Origin of the sequence: Vibrio sp. FE10 (assembly GCF_030297155.1) — a bacterium.
GTDB classification, from domain to species: Bacteria; Pseudomonadota; Gammaproteobacteria; order Enterobacterales; family Vibrionaceae; genus Vibrio; species Vibrio apostichopi.
Genome location: NZ_AP028067.1, coordinates 1103646 through 1121015, shown reverse-complemented (window position 1 = coordinate 1121015; position 17370 = coordinate 1103646). Strand labels below are relative to the sequence as shown.

Genomic DNA, 17370 nt, shown 5'->3' with positions numbered 1-17370 from the left:
GAATCTTAATTCAGGGCTAATCAACGATGCGTTGAGCACCCTGCCCTTGGTCATGCAGAATGTCTTCAGGGTTTAATAAGTGGCACTTCTGCATACTCAAACAACCGCAGCCGATACAGCCGGTTAAGTTTTCTTGTAGCGAGCGGATTTGTGCCATCTTGCTGTCGAGTTGTCCTTGCCATTTCTTCGCGACTCGCTCCCAATCACGCTTAGTCGCGGTCTGGTTCATTGGCAAAGTAGACAACTCTTCAGTGATCTCTTCAAGCGTAAAACCAATCGACTGCGCGACTTGAATCAGGGCAATTCGTCGTAACATCGCAGATTGATAGCGACGTTGATTGCCATTAGTGCGAATCGAAGCAATCAGCCCTTTGGTTTCATAAAAGCGCAGCGCTGAAGGAGCGACACCGCTTCGCTCCGAAAGTTGACCAATCGTTAAATACACGACGTTTTTCATCTTCGTTCACTTCCCTTGTTCGGTTATCTAGCCATTCCAATCCATGAAATTAAGTATAGCTAAAGTTAATCTTAAGTTTAAGTTCAGCCCTTGTGACCTCACTTAGATTTTGGCTAAGGTATTGCCGTACATGGACTCAAACCCTGGAATGTTCTGTTCCCAAATAGGCACATCTTCTCCTACTATCGACTTCAATGTGTCGAGGAACAGCTTGGTTTTAATCGGGGCATCTCGATGTGGATACACCGCATAGAAAGTACCGAAATCATCCAGTTGAAGGTGAGTCATGATCGGGACTAACTGCCCACTGGTGATTTCATCGGTCAGCATTTGCGCGGTCACCACAGCAAGTGTACTTCCTGCCACTGCGCTTTTAGGAATCATCTCAACATCATTCACTTTGTAAGTCGCATTGAGTTGAAAGAGCTGTGCCTTGCCCTGTTGGTCGACATACGAAAACTGATCAATCAGTAAACCTGGCGCCGCATAGATCGTTGCAGGTAATGATTCTAACTTCTCAATCGTATTGATCTCTCCATGCTGAGCAATGAACTCAGGTGAAGCCACGATCAAGAGTCTGCTTCGAGCAACCTTACGACTGATCAAGCTTGAGTTCTTTGGCTTGCCAATTCGGAAACCAATATCAAACCCTTCTTTGACCATATCGACAACTCGATCTTCGAGTCGTAATTCGAAGTCTACGTCCGGATATTGCTTCTGAAAAACAGATATCGCCTGTTGCACATATTGTCTGCCAAACATGGCTGAGCTAGTGATTCTTAACAAACCACGTGGCTCTGAGTGATAGTTCTGTGCCAAGCGTTGTGTGTCATTCAACAACGCTCGTAGCTGATGCGCTTGATTGACCATTTCATTGCCAGCCGCCGTCAAAGATAGAGAGCGTGTTGTGCGATTCAACAAGCGAACATCGAGTTCTTCTTCAAGACGACTGATCTGCTTTGAGATAACAGAACGGTCGACATTTCTTTGCTCAGCGACTTTGACAAACGAACCCAGCTCAACCACTTCAAGTAACAATAATAAACGACTCGAGATATCCATAACGACCTTTGTTGCATTTAGAGCACCAATTAAGTGCCAATATGACTATTTTTCTCATCTTATTACAGATTTATAGTAGCTGCACATAACGGAGACAACATTCAGTCCCAAATTATTAGAGGAAAACCCCATGACATTACTATCTGTGACTAACTCAAATGGCATTGCAACGGTATCAATCAACAACCCACCAGTGAACGTGCTGACTTTCGACTTGATCAATGAGATCAACGCATTTGTTCTTTCATTAAAAGATGATCGTGATACCAAGGTGGTTGTATTTAAATCATTGAACGAGAGCTTCTTCTTGGCTCACTTAGATCTCAATGTGATCAACGGTACACAAGGTGGACAAGCAGGTTCAATTGAATTCAACCACATGATCGAGAACATTAAAGCGATGAAACAAGTGTCTGTTGCTGCGGTTGACGGTGTCGCTCGCGGGGGCGGTAATGAATTTGTAATGGCGTGTGACCTTGCTTATGGCACTGAAAACTCAGCGTTCGCACAACCAGAAATTCATGTAAACATCCCAACCGGTGGCCAAGGCGCAGTGCAATTTGCAAGACGCATGGGCAAAAACAAAGCGCTACAAGCATTACTACTCGGCAACGATTTTACAGCTCAACAAGCAGAGATCCGTAACATCATTACGCAGTTTGTCCCAAGAGCGGAACTAGACGGTTTCTTAGCGGCCACACTAGGCGTGATCAGCCAATTAGAAATACGTGACATCGTGATGTACAAAGAGATCATCGCCACCTCAATCAAAGATGAGCAAGCGGGCGCAGAGCTAGAACTAAGATACTTCCTAGAGCGTGCAAAAGAGCAAAAAACCGCGGCTATCATTGGTGCATTTCTAAAACATGGCGGTCAAACAGAGCGTGAAGCTAAAGATATGCCAGGTATCTTCGCCGATACTGCTGCTGAGTTATCAAACTAGAACCCACATAAAGACAGCCATTAAATGGTGGCTGTCTTTTCGCTTTGCGTTCTATTCACTCACCTTTGATTGATTCACTGAGTAGAAGTTTATCGAACGACTTTATTCATGATCATCTTGAGGTGTTCAATCATTTCTGGGTTGGTCATCTCTCCCGTTTCCATATCGAAATTATCGTAGAAGCTTGGTACTGACATCGAGCCTTTCACATCGGCGTCAAAGTACGGTGCTGAATTGACCGCAGAAGACAGCACCGAGGTCGCGCCCCCAGACCCCGGCGATGTCGCGAGCATGACCACAGGTTTGCCTTGATACACCTTCATATCAATGCGCGATGCCCAATCAAATACATTTTTAAAGGCGGCTGTGTATGAGCCGTTGTATTCAGCAAAGGAGATCACTACCGCATCTGATTCTCCGATCTTGTCAAAGAAGCGCTTCGCATGTTGATGAACACCCGAGTCTTGTTCCCTTTTCTCGCTATAAATTGGCATCTCGAAATCATTGAGATCGAGCACTTCGACTTGAGCACCCTCAACTAAGCTTGCGGTATACGCGGCAAGTTGTTGGTTTATTGATGTTGTACTGTTGGTCGCGCCAATCGCTAATACTTTCATTCTTTATCCTCGAATTCGGTTAGAAACATTTCTTTAAAGTTGAAAAAGGTACATCGAGCGTCAGCCCAAAGTAGGTTTGTAGGGCAGCAAAGTAAGACGCTTCATCTTCAAGCAACCACTCTTCTGTTGAGTCGTTTTTCGTCACTTTGACCTTTTGATTGAGTAGCGTGACGATCCCGTCTTCAATCGGCAGTGCCGCAATACAGTTCGACGTAAAAATCGATTTCGGGCTGGTTGATGTGAAGAAGTTACTCGACTCTAAATCGTTGGCGCACACATACGTCATGTCTAGGCTGTATACATTCATCCACTCTTCACCCTGCTTTATCTGCAGTAGCAAGCCATACAGTTCATCTTCGATGAAGCGGAAGGTTTGTAAGTCGGTATTTTGTAAACCAGAGTTCTGCTCAAGGTTGCTTTCTAGTAGCAGTGGAGCGCGAGGGGTAAAGGTACCAAAGCCAGCATCCACCAGCCACTGCTTGCCTTCAATGGTCACCATGGTCACGCGATGGCTGCGCCCTGTTGGCTCACCCGCTAAATGAACACGACCAAGCAAGCTTCTGGCTTCAAAGCCCAAGTGGCTTAACACATTCAGCAACAGCCCATTCAACTCTTGGCAGTAGCCACCTCGTTGATTAACCACCAGCTTTTCATGAAGCGCCTCTTGAGAAAGCAAAATAGGTTGACCATTAATCACATCAAAGTTTTCAAAAGGGATACTTCGGTGTTGGTGTTGATGAATGGCTTTTAGGTTTTCGATGGTTGCACCCGTTGTTTCTGGCAAACCGATTCTTGAAAAGTATTCGTTAATATTTCTCTGTTCCATATCCCAACCTATTCTCTTTTTATTGCCTTATCGTGATTAACTCACAACAAAACAGGTGATTTCTTAAGTTCGGGAGAGATGATAAAACCTCAAGTTAACTTGAGGTAAAGTGATATTTTCAATAAGTAGGAAATAATTACAAAGCGGCTGTAAAACAGTGAATTACCGCAGAAAAAATATGAGCTTGTATTACATAGACAAAAAGAAGCACACCCAAAATGCTGTGGGTGTGCTTTATTGATGTGTTATTTACTTAGATTGATTCAACGGACTGACACCTGAATAGGCAACACCCGATAGCTCCGCCATCTCGCGATTCCATGTTGCTAAATCGTGAGGGTTAAACTGATTCAAATGATCATGGCCGCACGCTCTCGCCATCACTTGCATTAACTCCGTCGAGGCTTCGAAGAAGTTCTTGAGTTGGTTCGAGGCTTTTTCCACATTTAAGCGTTGGCGCAAATCGGCTTTTTGAGTTGCGATTCCTGCCGGGCAGTTATTGGTGTTACACATTCTCGCCGCCACACAACCTATCGACTGCATGGCGCTGTTTGAAATGGCGACACCATCCGCGCCAAGCGCCATCGCTTTCACAAAGTCCATCGGCACTCGTAGGCCGCCTGTGATGATCAATGTAACTCTGTCACTGACCCCTTGTTTATCGAGATAAGCTCTGGCGCGAGCGAGTGCTGGAATGGTAGGAACACTAATATGGTCACGGAACATCTCTGGCGCCGCCCCTGTACCGCCACCGCGACCATCCAAGATGATGTAATCGGCACTGGCATCGAGTGCAAACTGAATGTCTTCTTCAATATGATTAGCACTTAACTTAAAGCCAATCGGGATACCGCCCGTCAACTCACGAACTCGGTCGGCGAACTTTTTGAAATCTTCGACCGTTTTTAGATCGACAAAGGTGGGTGGAGAAATCGCAGCTGTGCCGGCTTCAATGCCACGCACCTCAGCGATTTTACCAATATTCTTCGCCCCCGGTAGATGACCGCCCGTTCCGGTTTTCGCACCCTGCCCACCTTTAAAGTGGAAGGCTTGAACGTTTTTGAGCTTAGCTTCATCGTAACCAAACTGGGCACTGGCTAATTCATAAAAATAGCGAGAGTTGGCGGCCTGCTCTTCAGGTAACATGCCGCCCTCTCCAGAGCAGATGCCCGTCCCTGCGAGTTCTGCGCCTGTCGCCAACGAGACTTTCGCTTCTTCAGACAAAGAGCCAAAACTCATATCGGACACAAACAAGGAGATGTTCAATTTGAGCGGCTTTTTCGCTTTCGGCCCAATAACAAGCTCAGTACCGACGGGCACGTTTTCCAACAAAGGCTTAGTCGCCATTTGTGCAACCATCACTTGAATATCATCCCAGTGAGGTAACAAGTACCTTGGCACACCCATTGAGGTCATTGGCCCGTGATGTCCGACCTTAGATAAGCCATCGCGCGCCAGTTGATGAATGAACTCGACCGTGGGTTCTTCTTTAGTTGCAGTTGCGGCTGGCGAGCTTTCGGGAGCCGCAGATTGGACATGAACACCGGGGCCTTCTTGGCCTATTTGCTCTGCGGTGAATTGTTTATGAGTGCCATCGCAAAAAGGGAGGTTGTTCGAATATTTACAGCGGCAAAGGTAAGCATCTCCGCTCTCTTCCGCGACAAAGCTTTTTGGTTTAAAGCCAGTACCTGAGTGGGAACCGTCGCAAAAAGGTTGGCTTTTAGACCGCCCGCAGGTACAGAAGTAATACTCTTCGCCTTCTGTCAGCTCGACTTTGACGGGTTTGTTATCCGCTATTACTGGACTCTTCATAGTTCGTTCACCTTTTTCTTTTTTATCATTTGATGACTGAAGCGATGACTTGCTCACAAGAGTAAAGTAAAGGTGAGATACGCGGCGAATTCAATAAATGAGACAGATAGACAAGGTGAGTAAACCGACTAAAAGCAGGCATGACCGACTCAACACAAACAAAAATGGCCACCTGATCGGCAGCCATTATGTTCAAATCTTAGTCCAAGCTAAAACGAAAAGGTTAATCGAATAACTCGATAACCAGTTTATTGTCTTTAATCACCAGATTGGGTTCCGATGACTTAATCAACGACTCTTGCACTTTATTACTGTCCAGTTTGTATACCGGAGACTGAGACAAAGCAAAGCCGATCATCGACACGGCGGGTTTGAGTAATTTCTCTATTTCAGGAGAAAGCTGCTTTCCCTTCTCTTCAAAGCGCTCTAGTCGCAGTGACTTTAAATACACCTCACCACTTTCTTTGTCGTATTCAGGGACTGCACTGAATTCGATGTCCAAGTCCAACCCCATATTAGGCATGTTGAACACCTGAACCTTTGCATTGGTGTTCGCCAGAACAGAAACACGCTCGGCATCAGCTCGACCAATCTGCACCGCTAAGTCATCGACAGCGACTTGCGCATACATAACGTTTTGTACACCCACTTCCTGCTCTAACATCACCGAATCTTGAAGGTAGTTCGTCATTTCTTGCTCAGTCACACTGTAGCTAACACAACCACTTAGCATCAGGGCAGTCATAGCTATTATGAAACGGTTCATTAACTTTGTTGTCATTGGAGATAGGCTCTTAATTTGTAAATGCATGGAACGGATGTTACCTCTAGATGATACTGTAAAATAGTTCTCACAATGACAGTGTCGGATAACTGGGCAGAATGATCCACCTAATTGGTGATGTCGTATAGATTGGTATTGACGAAAAAAGTAAGAAAAACAATGACTGCATTAACGATATTTTACGATGGGACATGTCCACTTTGTGCGAAAGAGATGGCGGCTCTGGCTAAATCTGATACTAAAAATCAGATTCAAACCATCGATATCTACAGTGAAGCATTTTCAGACTACCCGCAGATAGATGCAGAGGCAGCCAATACGATTTTGCATGCACTCGATGAGAACGGAAAATTACTGCTGGGTTTGGACGTGACTTATCAAGCGTGGAAGCTGGTAGGCAAAGGTTGGCTATATGCCCCATTGCGCTGGGCGATATTTAAGCCAATGGCAGATTGGTGTTATCTACGGTTTGCCAAGAACCGATATAAAGTCTCTTTCTGGCTAACAGGAAAGTCACGCTGCAACGGAAACAGCTGCACCAAATAGTGTCGGACTAAGATATACCGCTGGCGACTTTGTAATAAACAATGCCAAACAGTGCTGCGAATACCAATACAGTGACAGCCACTTTCAACCAAATAAACTTCATGTTTTGTCCTTATTAATTTTGTTTACTGTTCCACGAGACAAGTTATCACAACAAAACATGAGGTTGTGTAATGATTGATAGAACTTTGTAGTCATACCAATCACAGTAAGTAAGTGTTCAAAAATAGCGCAGGAAAAAAGCTAGAGAACAAGGTGGCTCTTTTCGACAAGAAGTTTGGATAAGTAGTTATTCTACAATCAAAAAATCTAACGACGTTATCGGGCTTTTTAACAAGCTAGGGTGAACAGTTATTTACTACGATTGGTATCAACCTCAATTCCCAGAGAGAACCTTTATGTCGGCAAAAGAGAGAAACCTTCCCACACATCGCATTTCTAGATTTAGTAAGTTTGCCTCGCTGGCGACAAGGGTCGCGGGCAATGTGATAACGGAAGGCACCAAGCAACTTGCACAAGGCAACAGGCCGAAAGCAAAAGACTTAATGCTCACGCCGCAGAACATTGCTCGCCTGACTGACCAACTCGCACACCTGCGCGGTGCAGCGATGAAACTTGGCCAAATGTTATCAATGGACGCTGGCGATGTCCTCGAACCTGAACTCGCCGACATTCTTTCTCGCCTGCGCTCAGACGCCGACCCATTGCCAACAAAGCAGCTCAACCAAGTGTTAGAAAGCTCACTCGGCAGCAACTGGAAAACCGAATTCCTTTCCTTTAACTTTAAACCTATCGCCAGTGCGTCCATCGGACAAGTTCACCAAGCCTACAGTGATGCGGGAGACAAACTTGCCATAAAAGTCCAATATCCAGGTATTCGAAAAAGCATCGACAGTGATGTGGACAATGTAGGCACGCTGCTTAACATCGTTGGGTTAATACCCAAGTCTGTCGATTACAAAGGCTTATTAGAAGAAGCAAAGAAACAGCTCCATGATGAAGCGGATTATGCCCGCGAGGCTGACTACGCGACACGTTACTACCATGCGCTCAAAGAACACTCTCACTTCGTTGTACCTAAAATTCATCCTCAAATGTCTTCAGAATCGGTGCTCGCGATGGACTTCATTGAAGGCGTATCGATAGAGCAAATAGAAGGTTACGATCAAAGCACTCGTGATTTTGTGATGCGCAGCTTGCTCGAACTCATGTTCAAAGAGTTGTTCGATTTTAAGATGGTGCAAACCGACCCCAACTTCGCCAACTACCTTTACGTTGAAAACACGCGCCAGATTGGGCTGTTAGATTTTGGGGCAACGCGTGAATACAGCGACCGCTTCAGTGATGGCTATCGTTCGGCCTTTACCTCTGTGATTAATCACGATGAACAAGGACTCAACAAGGCGCTCGAACAGATAGGGTTCTTTAGCGAGACGATTCTCCCCGATCAGCGCCAAGCCATTCTTAACTTAGTGACAATGGCGTGTGAACCTATGTTAGTCGACGAAGAGTACGATTTTAAAGCCAGTGGACTCGCTCAAAAGCTACGCGAAGCCGGAACTATACTCAGCATGGAACAAGAGTACTGGCATACACCGCCAGCAGACGCCCTATTCCTACACCGCAAAATTGGTGGCATGTATCTGTTAGCCGCTCGCCTTGGTGCAAGGGTGAACATAAGTCGTTTGGTCGCTCCATATCTTTTCAGCGATGACATTTGATTAGTTCATAAATAGTGGCGGTTAATGATTAGCAGAGTGATCATTTCGTCCTGCGCAAGAGTACTAACAGTTACGCCAACTAAAATGAGCCAAACCTATGAAACCTTCACTGCTTTGCTCCACCGCCCTGATTACAAGCCTAACGAGCTCTATCGCTTTTGCATCCAGTTGCCCTGAGATACTCAACGGCAAACAACGTTTGTTAAATTCGAACGAAGAGATAGAGCTGTGTGAAGAGTTTCAAGGCAAGACCCTTTTGGTTGTGAACACGGCCAGCCAATGTGGTTTCACACCACAATTTAAACAGCTAGAGCAATTGCATCAGACCTATAAGGACCAAGGTTTCACGGTTGTTGGCTTTCCAAGTAATGATTTTCGCCAAGACAAAGGAAGCGAAGAGAAATCGGCTAAAGTCTGTTATCTCGACTACGGTGTTACCTTCCCTATGATGGCTCGAGCTTCGCTGTCTGGCAGTAGCGCTAACCCTGTGTTTGCAGAAATTCAACAACAAGCAGGCGTAACGCCCAAGTGGAACTTCTACAAATTCCTGATCAGCAAAGAAGGCAAAGTGGTGGCAACCTTCCCTAGCTCGACATCACCTGTAAGTGCGACACTCAAAAATGCAATTGAGCAGCAGTTATGAGGTCAGATTTTATGGAGACAACTCAAACACGCAACACCATGGCCAAGCTAGGTTACATGGGGCTAATCCCGTTTCTATTTGGCCTACTGCTGTCTCTGACTGACAGCCGATTCCTAGGCCTGAGTGGCGAGACACTCTTCATCACCTACAGCGTGGTCATATTGAGTTTTTTGTCGGGAATCTTGTGGGGAAATGGAATAGAGAACTTCGAAAACCAATCCAGCAACAAGGCTCTAGTTCTGAGCAATGTTACTGTGTTGGCAGCTTGGCTAGCGGTGCTACTCGGTGAGCAGCAAGAGTTTCTCACCACTCTGATTCTTATTATCGGTTACATCGCAGTTTGGCGAGCGGAAAGGTCGATGAGAGAAGAAAACCAAAGCGAAGGCCCGGATGGCTACTTTGACATGAGAACTCGACTCACTTCTAGCGTGGTGTTGATGCACGGTATCGTGATGTTGACCTAGCTCTGTGAGTCTTTAATCAAGGTATGCGATTTGGGATAAACAGCATTAACAAAACACTAGATGATGAGTTGCATCACCAATCGTGGCTCATCATCGCCAAAATAATTCGACTCTTCTTTGATCGTGACAAAACCCATCGATGCATAAAGCGCACAAGCCGATACATTATTGGGATCCACTGTCAGCAATATCTTGGATTCTTCAAGCAGTGTCGCTATCGCCTGTTCCATCAATGAACGACCAATTCCCATCCCACGATAGTGACCATTAACGGCCAGTGACAGAACCCAATACTCTTGTGGCTTGTCTGTCGGTGTCATCAACACATAACCCGCAACCTGCGAATCTTGTTTCGCCACCAATAAGCCCTTCCCCCAGCAATCAAATGCCTGACGAAAGAAAAACTGCGGATAGGCATGGTCGCCAAACAAAGCATGTTCAAGCTGGTAGATATCAGCCAATTCTTGTTTTTCCGCACAGACAATATTCATAGATAGACCTTTATAGAGATGACTACAACCACCCTTCAACTACAATCTGCCTTCAACTAAAGCCAACCAAGTTGGCAATTGCTCTCTAAACCAATGAATGTATTTCGAAGCTTCAGGGTTGTTACGCGTGACCAATATATTCGTGACTTCGACTACGATCCAGCTTTTCGCGATGATCAATTGCTTTATTAAATCTTCACGCGGAATCAAGGTGTTATGGCAAAGGTACTGATCTACAATGCGCTCATAATCTGGCAAAGTTCCCATTCGGGAAACGAGCGGAGCCAAATCTATCGCAGGGCTGCCAAAACCAAAACGCTCCCAATCAAATAACACCAGCTGACCGTTGTCTCTTCTCCCCCAGTTTCCTTCGTTGGCATCGCCAGAAACTAAGGTTTTATGGTCAAACAAAACATCACTAAGCTGCTGAATACGCAGCAAACTGTCTTGGGTTATTTGAGGTAGTTTCAGAGAGGCGAATGCAGTCTCGGTTTCATTTATGTGCCAGCAATGCTCTTTGACTTTAAAGCTCGGAACATATTGAGACTGGTGAATACGAGAAAGTTGCTGATACACCTCTGAAGTCGTTTGAAGCTCATTTAGTGTTAAAGAGTGGGGAATGTATTCGATATATAAATCATCCCCTTCAACAGCCAACAATTTGGGACTGTGCACACCAGACAACTGCTGAGCGGCATGTTGATAGAAGGAAATCTCTACGCCACCAGCACCTTGCTTTCGAATACAAGGTCCACCGTTAAGTTGTTCTATAGATACTCGAGCAGAACCCATGTTAGATAGGTCTTGGGTACTCATTAGATCTCCCTCAGATTACAATGCAACGCCTGACCTTTATCGCTTGTTTACCAAGTGCGACTCTATCAATGACCATTGCTGCTCAAAAGGTAAAAAGTTCTTGTGAGGTATGAATTTACGAGCGGCTAGGTTCTGTTTTAAATAAACCTCTTCCAACGCCCAGATATGGTGGTCAGCAAAAATGCCCCAAGCACAAACTCCATCACTAATACTCGCTTTTGAAAGTTCATTAATGGACAAGTAACCGCCAACAAATTCGACCGATTTCTTAACATCCATATCAAACATGTACATGCAACCCCGGGCTATTTCGTAGGCAGGAGGCATGTATTGAACCAAGTCCCAATCGATAATACCGCTCACTTTAGAACGCTTATCAAAGAAGAGATTATAATGATGGAAGTCACCGTGAATCAGTATTCGCTCGGTTTTGGTCTCATAAGAGTGGACACTTTGGCTACTCGCTAGAAAACTACGTTGCTGTATAGACCTCTGTAGCGCCCATTCATCCTCGACGTTTTGCTCCCCTTTTGATTCGATAGCAGCAATGATCTTATCAAGACGCTGCAGCCATAGCTCTCTGTTCCATGACAGTTGGATAACTGGGAACATCTCATTTGGCAATCCATTTCGAGGGTAGAGGCTCAACTGGCGATGAAGCTTTGCGAGAGTAGCACCGGCTTCGAATGCATGCGTGTCTGTCAAAGCGAGCTTCTCAATCAACGAACCGTGAGCCTCAGGAAACAACGCGTAGTATTCACCTTTGGCCTTAACAAAACTTTGACCATTTGAAGTAAGGCACGGCAAAACCACAGTTGGGACTTTTTGAGATAGAAAGAACAACAGTTCGTGCTCGTTCTTGATACGACTAGCATCACGAGTCCGGTATTTCCTCAAAAATAAAGCTGGCTTTGAACCCACCTTATACACCGAATTAGTTGCTCCGTGAGTAACCTCAGTTAACGAAGCATGACGTTTGGTTTCTATCCAATGAGAAAGTATATCCGCGTTCACCATATCGCTTTATACCTTAATTCGTTACTGTCGACTAACCAATAGATTCGCACCCGATAGAGCGAGAAAAACAGAGCATGCTTTGTTGAAACGCTTGGCCATTTGAGGTTTTGAAAACCAATTTCTTAGGTATAAGCCAAACGCCGCGTAGATAGAGATCGCGAGCATTTCTAACACAAGAAAAGTGCTTCCTAACATAAAGAATTGCGTGTTTACATTTGCGGTGACATCTACGAATTGAGGTAGGAAGGCAGTGAAGATGAGTATCGCTTTTGGGTTACCAGCGGCAAGTGCGAACTCTTGTTTAACAAGGCCAAACCAATTCTTATTTCGTTCAATGTCCGCTACTGGGCTGGCTTGTGAACGCCATAGGTTGAACGCAATCCACAGCAAGTACATGGCGCCAAAAAGCTTGATAAGGAAGAACAAGGCTTCAGAAGTATAAAGAACAACAGCCAGACCAGATGCAGCTAACGCGATCATGCCAGAAAATGCCGTAATTCGTCCTAATCCCGCGACGAAAGCCGCTTGAAATCCATAACAACGGGCGTTGTTCATTGATAACAAATTGTTTGGGCCCGGAGTCATATTGAGCGCAAAACAAGCTGGGATAAACAGCAGTAACTTCCAGATTTCCATTAGTGCTTCCTAATTGCCAAATGCCGTAATTATAAAATCGTTAAACAAGATCTTATCTTTTATAACAGCATTTAATATCTTTTGTCACTGCATTAAAAAGAAGTACCAATCCTTTGCTACCTCCTCTCAATTAGTTCTCAGAGAGCGTTTCATATTCGGGGTCGGATAGATTATCCGCAAAGCCTATTTCACCCACGAAATAAATGGCACTGGCAATGGTTTCCATTGTTTGGTTTGGTTCGCGCTCCGGCACTTCACCAACCATAGGAACAGCCTGAGGATTGGAGGTGGAATTGCAGACAACGCTAGCACACACGATATTTTGCTGATCTTGCAAGGAAACTTCCGGCGGGTTGAAGTCAGGAGACAGAACCTCCTCCGTTGAAAAATCAGAGGCGCTGTATGAGGCCACTGAAAACAAAGAGAAGAGCAACATCCACTTATTCATATATCTTTCCATAGTTAGCATTCATTGAATCTATAAATACTATCTAATCAAAAAGATTGTGAACAGTGTTTTATTGTGTTTATTTGAATTTTCACTGGCCTCTCGAAATCCTTCATAGTTCCAATGTTCTGCTTTTAGCTAACATGTGAGTGCTTACCGAGCGTAAGTTTATCAAGCAGCGTTTGAGGAATAACGATGACCGAGTATTTAATAAAGGCCACCAGCGTGATTAGAGCAACACAGATACCTAAAACAAAGTCATGAACATTAGCGAGTGCCAAACCAAGAAATCGGTCACAGGCGATCGCTACGACAGCGATGCTGACCGCGGTTACCCATTTACTGTGTTGATACGGCAAATATTCCATCGATTGACTGACAAAATATAGAAGCAACAATCGTAAGGTATACGTGCCGCAAAGAACGAAGATAACGCCCCCCACACCAAATATCGGTGTCACCGTAAAATAACCGATGGCAGCCAAGGTGGCGCACCCTCCTTGAACCCACATTTGCGACTGACTCGAATCGCCACTGAAACAACCAAGGTTAAGGTAATCACCTGCATTTTTAATAACGCTAATGGCAAGCAAGGCGACAACCAGAGTCCCTGCATAGTGATAACTGCTTGGCAAAATTAAAGAGATAAAACCGGGCACCGTTAGAATCATCAAAGAGCCCAAAACAATCGCGAAGTTCACTCCGACTAAAGCACTATCTGCACACTTTTTACTACCACCCGGCTGTTGAAGCATAGCGACACGGTTTGGGAACCACCAAAGCGCATAAGGCTGTAATAGTAAGCCAAGCAGCAATGCAAACTTGCCGCTGACCGCATAAATCGCCAGCTCTTCCACCCCAACAAAGCTCGCCATCACCCAACGGTCTAACCCTGTGATCATGTACATTGAAGCGCCACCCATCAAAGCAGGCACTCCAAACTTTAAGATCTTGGCTGAGTATTTGAAGCAGCCAAAGGTTCCCATCTCTTGCCACTGATAACGCACCAAACAAACCACGAGCAACACGCTAGATACCGCCGCTGAGATCAACACACCATCAATCCCATATCCGGCCTCAAGCAATGCAAAAGTCATTGTGGCTTGAACACCTGCTTTCAAGACATTAAGTAAGCAAAAACGTTTCGCCAACGCGTTCATTCGCATTAAGGTCAGCGGGATAGAAATCGCTCCGTCGAGCATGACCGGGATAAGGAGAAGGAGAATTTGGTACGCCTGAAACTCGACCGGCAGCATAAATATCAATAGCGGCATACTGAGAGCAATTAAAGCTCCGCCAAGCACACACACCAATACGCTTAACGTGAAGCAGTTCGATACGAGCTTTTTCTTTTCATCACCTTCGGCGACACCCACATAACGATACATGGCGTCTACGATACCGAAGCTAAAAAGTATCGTCCCGATATCGGCCAACAACACTATCGCTTCTAAAGAACCATATTCTGCTAACGTCATTTTGTGGGTAATGTACGGGATCATCACCAATGAGATCCCTTTCATCATCACAATGCCAATGGCGTAATAAGCAGACTGTTTTAACGAACCCATAGAGTCACCTATCTCTTACCAAGTTGGCGTTAGGAAACTCTTACAGTCTCCAATAAGGTGTCGTAACGTTCGCTTGTGTGGAGCCATCATCAGAGAACGAAAACTGAAGGCAACCGCCTGTCTGTCCAGTTGTAAACCTCGATAGTAGTCAGCGTAACCCTCAAGTATTCTCGCCTTTGCGATCTTGAAACTAGAAGATGGTAGGTTCCATCGTTGACTGTTATTTTGGTAATGCTGAAGAATGGACTCTATGGATTGTAGGTTTCTCAATTTGAGGCTTTCCGTTTGAGTGACAGAACTGGATCTCATTAGGTAGCCAACCTGCACCGAGTTCAACACACCAATCTGATGATTCTCACTCATTCGAAGCCATAACTCCCAATCTTCCCCATACTTAATATCGGCATCAAAACTGTTGGTTTGAGAGAACACGTCGGCTTTCACCATGACGGTTGAGGTACCAATAACGTTATTTTCAATAATGAACTCTAATGGGTTTTCGATATTGATAAACATCTCGTCTTGGTCTTGAAACTGCGACCAATAACCAAAGCAGTCGACAATCACTTGGTAATCTTCAGTGAGGTGCTCGTAGTTAGTGAAGCTCATTGCGAGATCTGGGTAGCGCTGATGGAACTCAAGTTGTCGTTCGATTTTTTCTGGAAACCAAAAGTCGTCAGCGTCTAAAAAAGCAATGTATTCGCCCGTCGCTTTCTCAATACCTAAGTTCCTAGCTTGAGGAGCACCAACGCCCAATGTTGAGATTTTAACAATACGTTCGTCGTGTATCGTCGCAAGATAAGTCGACGTCCCATCACTGCTATTATCATCGATAATGATCAGCTCGACGTCTTGATGCGTCTGTTTAAGCACACTACCAATGGCTTTCGGTAGATAGTCCAAACAGTTGTAGGTAGGAATAATGATACTCACTTTAGCCATAATGACGTTCTCACATTTATACGTTATATCGCTATTACTGCATGTTCTGTGCCGAGAGCTTGGGCCTACTGGATTGCTTTCATATCAATGAGCTACACGCCTATTCGCAAAATGACGACGAGCCGTGAACAACGGAGAAACTCAAAATTCCAATTTGATTACCATTTTGAGAAACCCAGCCCGACGTTCGCGATAACCATAAGAAAGTCATCCCCTTTCCTCTATAATCCCCCCCCTAAAACACTCTTTGATCTTGGTTCGTATTTTGCTTAGTTGACTATAGTGGCCTTCATCAAGGGAGCAAAAAATGAAAAAAGTAGCATTTATAGCGCCTACTTATCCTGTCCTCAGTGAGACCTTCATTCAAACTGAAGTCGACTCTGTCAAAGCCTGTGGGCACGACGTCTGCGTGATGACGTTCAAGATAGAGGACAGCGAAAAGTCGTTCGACTATGACATCATAAAAATTGGCAAGGATGTTCGGGCAGGCAAGATAACCAGCATCAACTGGATCGGCTTTGTAAAAGCGCTTTCGTTTGTTTCAAAGCAAAGTAGCATGCCTAAAAATTCACTTTTCGCTTATGGATTTAAGCTGGCGTTACAACTCGCAGAAAAAGACGTTAACCATGTTCATGCGCATTTTTGTCAACACACCACCGCACATGCGATTGTCGCCGCCAAGCTTCTCAACATCACTTGTTCGTTTGTTGCCCATGGCCATGATGTTTACGAGTTTGCTTACGATATTGAACACAAGATTTCATCGAGTGACTTTGTGGTTGCGGTCTGCAAAGACATGCTCACCGATTTCAACAACATGGCAAAAGGGAATATCAAGCTCCTTCACTGTGGTGTAAATACTAAACAGTTCCAACTACACCCCAAAACCGACGCTAAGCAACTTCGCCTCGTTTTCCTTGGCCGATTAGTTGAACAAAAAGGCATTCACCATCTTATTGATGCATTAGCACCGATTGCACAACCTCTCGACATTCATCTCGACATCGTCGGCACTGGCGATTTAGAACAACAATTAAAAGCACAAGTTGAACAACAAGGTTTAACTCAACACGTCAATTTTCTAGGAGCTAAGCCCCACGAATGGGTGCAAGTGAACCTACCAAATTACGATAGCTTGATCGCACCGTTCTGCTTCTCGGCAACCGGTTGTGTCGACACAGGCCCATTGGTACTTAAAGAAGCGATGGCCGTTGGAACCCCCGTGATTACCACCAATATCATGGGTTGTAAGGAGATTGTCACTCCAGATACAGGGTTTGTGGTTAGCGAGAAAAACGTTGAGGAATTAAGAGAAGCAATTGAGCGTTTTGCGCAATTGAGCTGCAATGACAAAACAGAGATGGGGATGAGGGCAAGAACAAGAGTGGAAGAGAGTTTTAATTCGTTGAAGCAAGCTCAGCAACTGTCTCACTGGATAGAAAACCCAGCTTAATGCCATAAGCAATAAGAAATAAGAAATAAGAAATAAGAAATAAGAAATAAGCCTCATAAAATGAGGCAGGAACCAAGAACAAAGCGTTACATTGATGCATACTGTAACGCTTCGATAGTCA

19 protein-coding genes are annotated in these 17370 nt (G+C 44.9%); 6 read left to right on the top strand and 13 right to left on the bottom strand.

Features of this window, described 5'->3' with window-relative positions; translation table 11 throughout:
- Positions 1-16: 16 nt before the first annotated feature.
- Positions 17-457 carry a redox-sensitive transcriptional activator SoxR gene (gene soxR / locus QUF19_RS05125; protein ID WP_048658223.1) on the bottom strand — a complete coding sequence of 147 codons (441 nt, stop codon included), beginning with the start codon at positions 455-457 and terminating at the stop codon, positions 17-19.
- A 102-nt stretch (positions 458-559) separates the two neighbouring features.
- Complete coding sequence (locus QUF19_RS05120; protein ID WP_286296954.1) at positions 560-1519, bottom strand: LysR family transcriptional regulator; 960 nt, start codon at positions 1517-1519, stop codon at positions 560-562.
- Between the two features lie 130 nt (positions 1520-1649).
- On the opposite strand from QUF19_RS05120, the gene QUF19_RS05115 reads away from it, so the two are divergent.
- Positions 1650-2462 (top strand): enoyl-CoA hydratase/isomerase family protein, encoded by an 813-nt coding sequence (locus tag QUF19_RS05115; RefSeq protein WP_286296952.1) that lies wholly within the window; start codon positions 1650-1652, stop codon positions 2460-2462.
- An 89-nt stretch (positions 2463-2551) separates the two neighbouring features.
- On the opposite strand, the gene QUF19_RS05110 is transcribed toward QUF19_RS05115, so the two are convergent.
- From QUF19_RS05110 to QUF19_RS05095, 4 genes are all read right to left on the bottom strand, one after another.
- Positions 2552-3079 (bottom strand): NADPH-dependent FMN reductase, encoded by a 528-nt coding sequence (locus QUF19_RS05110; protein ID WP_286296950.1) that lies wholly within the window; start codon positions 3077-3079, stop codon positions 2552-2554.
- A 19-nt stretch (positions 3080-3098) separates the two neighbouring features.
- Positions 3099-3905, bottom strand: a complete 807-nt coding sequence (locus QUF19_RS05105; RefSeq protein ID WP_286296947.1) for an arylamine N-acetyltransferase family protein — start codon at positions 3903-3905, stop codon at positions 3099-3101.
- 249 nt (positions 3906-4154) lie between these two features.
- A complete protein-coding gene (locus QUF19_RS05100) occupies positions 4155-5717 on the bottom strand; it encodes a glutamate synthase-related protein (protein ID WP_286296945.1) in 1563 nt (520 codons plus the stop codon).
- A gap of 223 nt (positions 5718-5940) precedes the next feature.
- Entirely contained in the window at positions 5941-6498 is a 558-nt protein-coding gene (locus tag QUF19_RS05095; protein ID WP_286296942.1) for a YceB family lipoprotein, read from the bottom strand.
- Between the two features lie 162 nt (positions 6499-6660).
- Between QUF19_RS05095 and QUF19_RS05090 the strand changes: the two genes are divergently transcribed.
- The 4 genes from QUF19_RS05090 to QUF19_RS05075 all read left to right on the top strand — a co-directional run bounded on the left by QUF19_RS05090 (position 6661) and on the right by QUF19_RS05075 (position 9875).
- Entirely contained in the window at positions 6661-7047 is a 387-nt protein-coding gene (locus QUF19_RS05090) for a thiol-disulfide oxidoreductase DCC family protein (protein WP_286296941.1), read from the top strand.
- 398 nt (positions 7048-7445) lie between these two features.
- The gene (locus tag QUF19_RS05085) at positions 7446-8768 is read left to right on the top strand and encodes an ABC1 kinase family protein (RefSeq protein ID WP_286296938.1); all 1323 of its coding nucleotides are present in this window, start codon (positions 7446-7448) and stop codon (positions 8766-8768) included.
- A gap of 97 nt (positions 8769-8865) precedes the next feature.
- Positions 8866-9411 carry a glutathione peroxidase gene (locus QUF19_RS05080; protein ID WP_286296936.1) on the top strand — a complete coding sequence of 182 codons (546 nt, stop codon included), beginning with the start codon at positions 8866-8868 and terminating at the stop codon, positions 9409-9411.
- Positions 9408-9875, top strand: coding sequence for a DUF3429 domain-containing protein (locus QUF19_RS05075; protein WP_286296933.1), 468 nt, complete (start codon positions 9408-9410; stop codon positions 9873-9875). Before QUF19_RS05080 ends, QUF19_RS05075 begins: the two co-directional genes overlap by 4 nt.
- A 56-nt stretch (positions 9876-9931) precedes the next feature.
- On the opposite strand, the gene QUF19_RS05070 is transcribed toward QUF19_RS05075, so the two are convergent.
- The 7 genes from QUF19_RS05070 to QUF19_RS05040 all read right to left on the bottom strand — a co-directional run bounded on the left by QUF19_RS05070 (position 9932) and on the right by QUF19_RS05040 (position 15796).
- Complete coding sequence (locus QUF19_RS05070) at positions 9932-10366, bottom strand: GNAT family N-acetyltransferase (protein WP_286296930.1); 435 nt, start codon at positions 10364-10366, stop codon at positions 9932-9934.
- 39 nt (positions 10367-10405) lie between these two features.
- Positions 10406-11182, bottom strand: coding sequence for a phosphotransferase family protein (locus QUF19_RS05065; RefSeq protein ID WP_286296928.1), 777 nt, complete (start codon positions 11180-11182; stop codon positions 10406-10408).
- Between the two features lie 36 nt (positions 11183-11218).
- Positions 11219-12199 carry a phosphotransferase enzyme family protein gene (locus QUF19_RS05060; protein WP_286296924.1) on the bottom strand — a complete coding sequence of 327 codons (981 nt, stop codon included), beginning with the start codon at positions 12197-12199 and terminating at the stop codon, positions 11219-11221.
- A gap of 21 nt (positions 12200-12220) precedes the next feature.
- Positions 12221-12835 carry a LysE family translocator gene (locus tag QUF19_RS05055; RefSeq protein ID WP_286296919.1) on the bottom strand — a complete coding sequence of 205 codons (615 nt, stop codon included), beginning with the start codon at positions 12833-12835 and terminating at the stop codon, positions 12221-12223.
- A gap of 130 nt (positions 12836-12965) precedes the next feature.
- Positions 12966-13304 (bottom strand): hypothetical protein, encoded by a 339-nt coding sequence (locus QUF19_RS05050; RefSeq protein ID WP_434784914.1) that lies wholly within the window; start codon positions 13302-13304, stop codon positions 12966-12968.
- 113 nt (positions 13305-13417) lie between these two features.
- Positions 13418-14854: a lipopolysaccharide biosynthesis protein gene (locus QUF19_RS05045; RefSeq protein ID WP_286296912.1), complete on the bottom strand. Its 1437-nt coding sequence runs from the start codon at positions 14852-14854 to the stop codon at positions 13418-13420.
- A gap of 15 nt (positions 14855-14869) precedes the next feature.
- On the bottom strand, positions 14870-15796 hold the full coding sequence (locus QUF19_RS05040; protein ID WP_286296909.1) for a glycosyltransferase family 2 protein: 927 nt from the start codon (positions 15794-15796) through the stop codon (positions 14870-14872).
- 307 nt (positions 15797-16103) lie between these two features.
- Here QUF19_RS05040 and QUF19_RS05035 point away from each other — a divergent pair, with 307 nt between their 5' ends.
- On the top strand, positions 16104-17249 hold the full coding sequence (locus tag QUF19_RS05035; protein ID WP_286296906.1) for a glycosyltransferase family 4 protein: 1146 nt from the start codon (positions 16104-16106) through the stop codon (positions 17247-17249).
- Positions 17250-17370 lie beyond the last annotated feature (121 nt).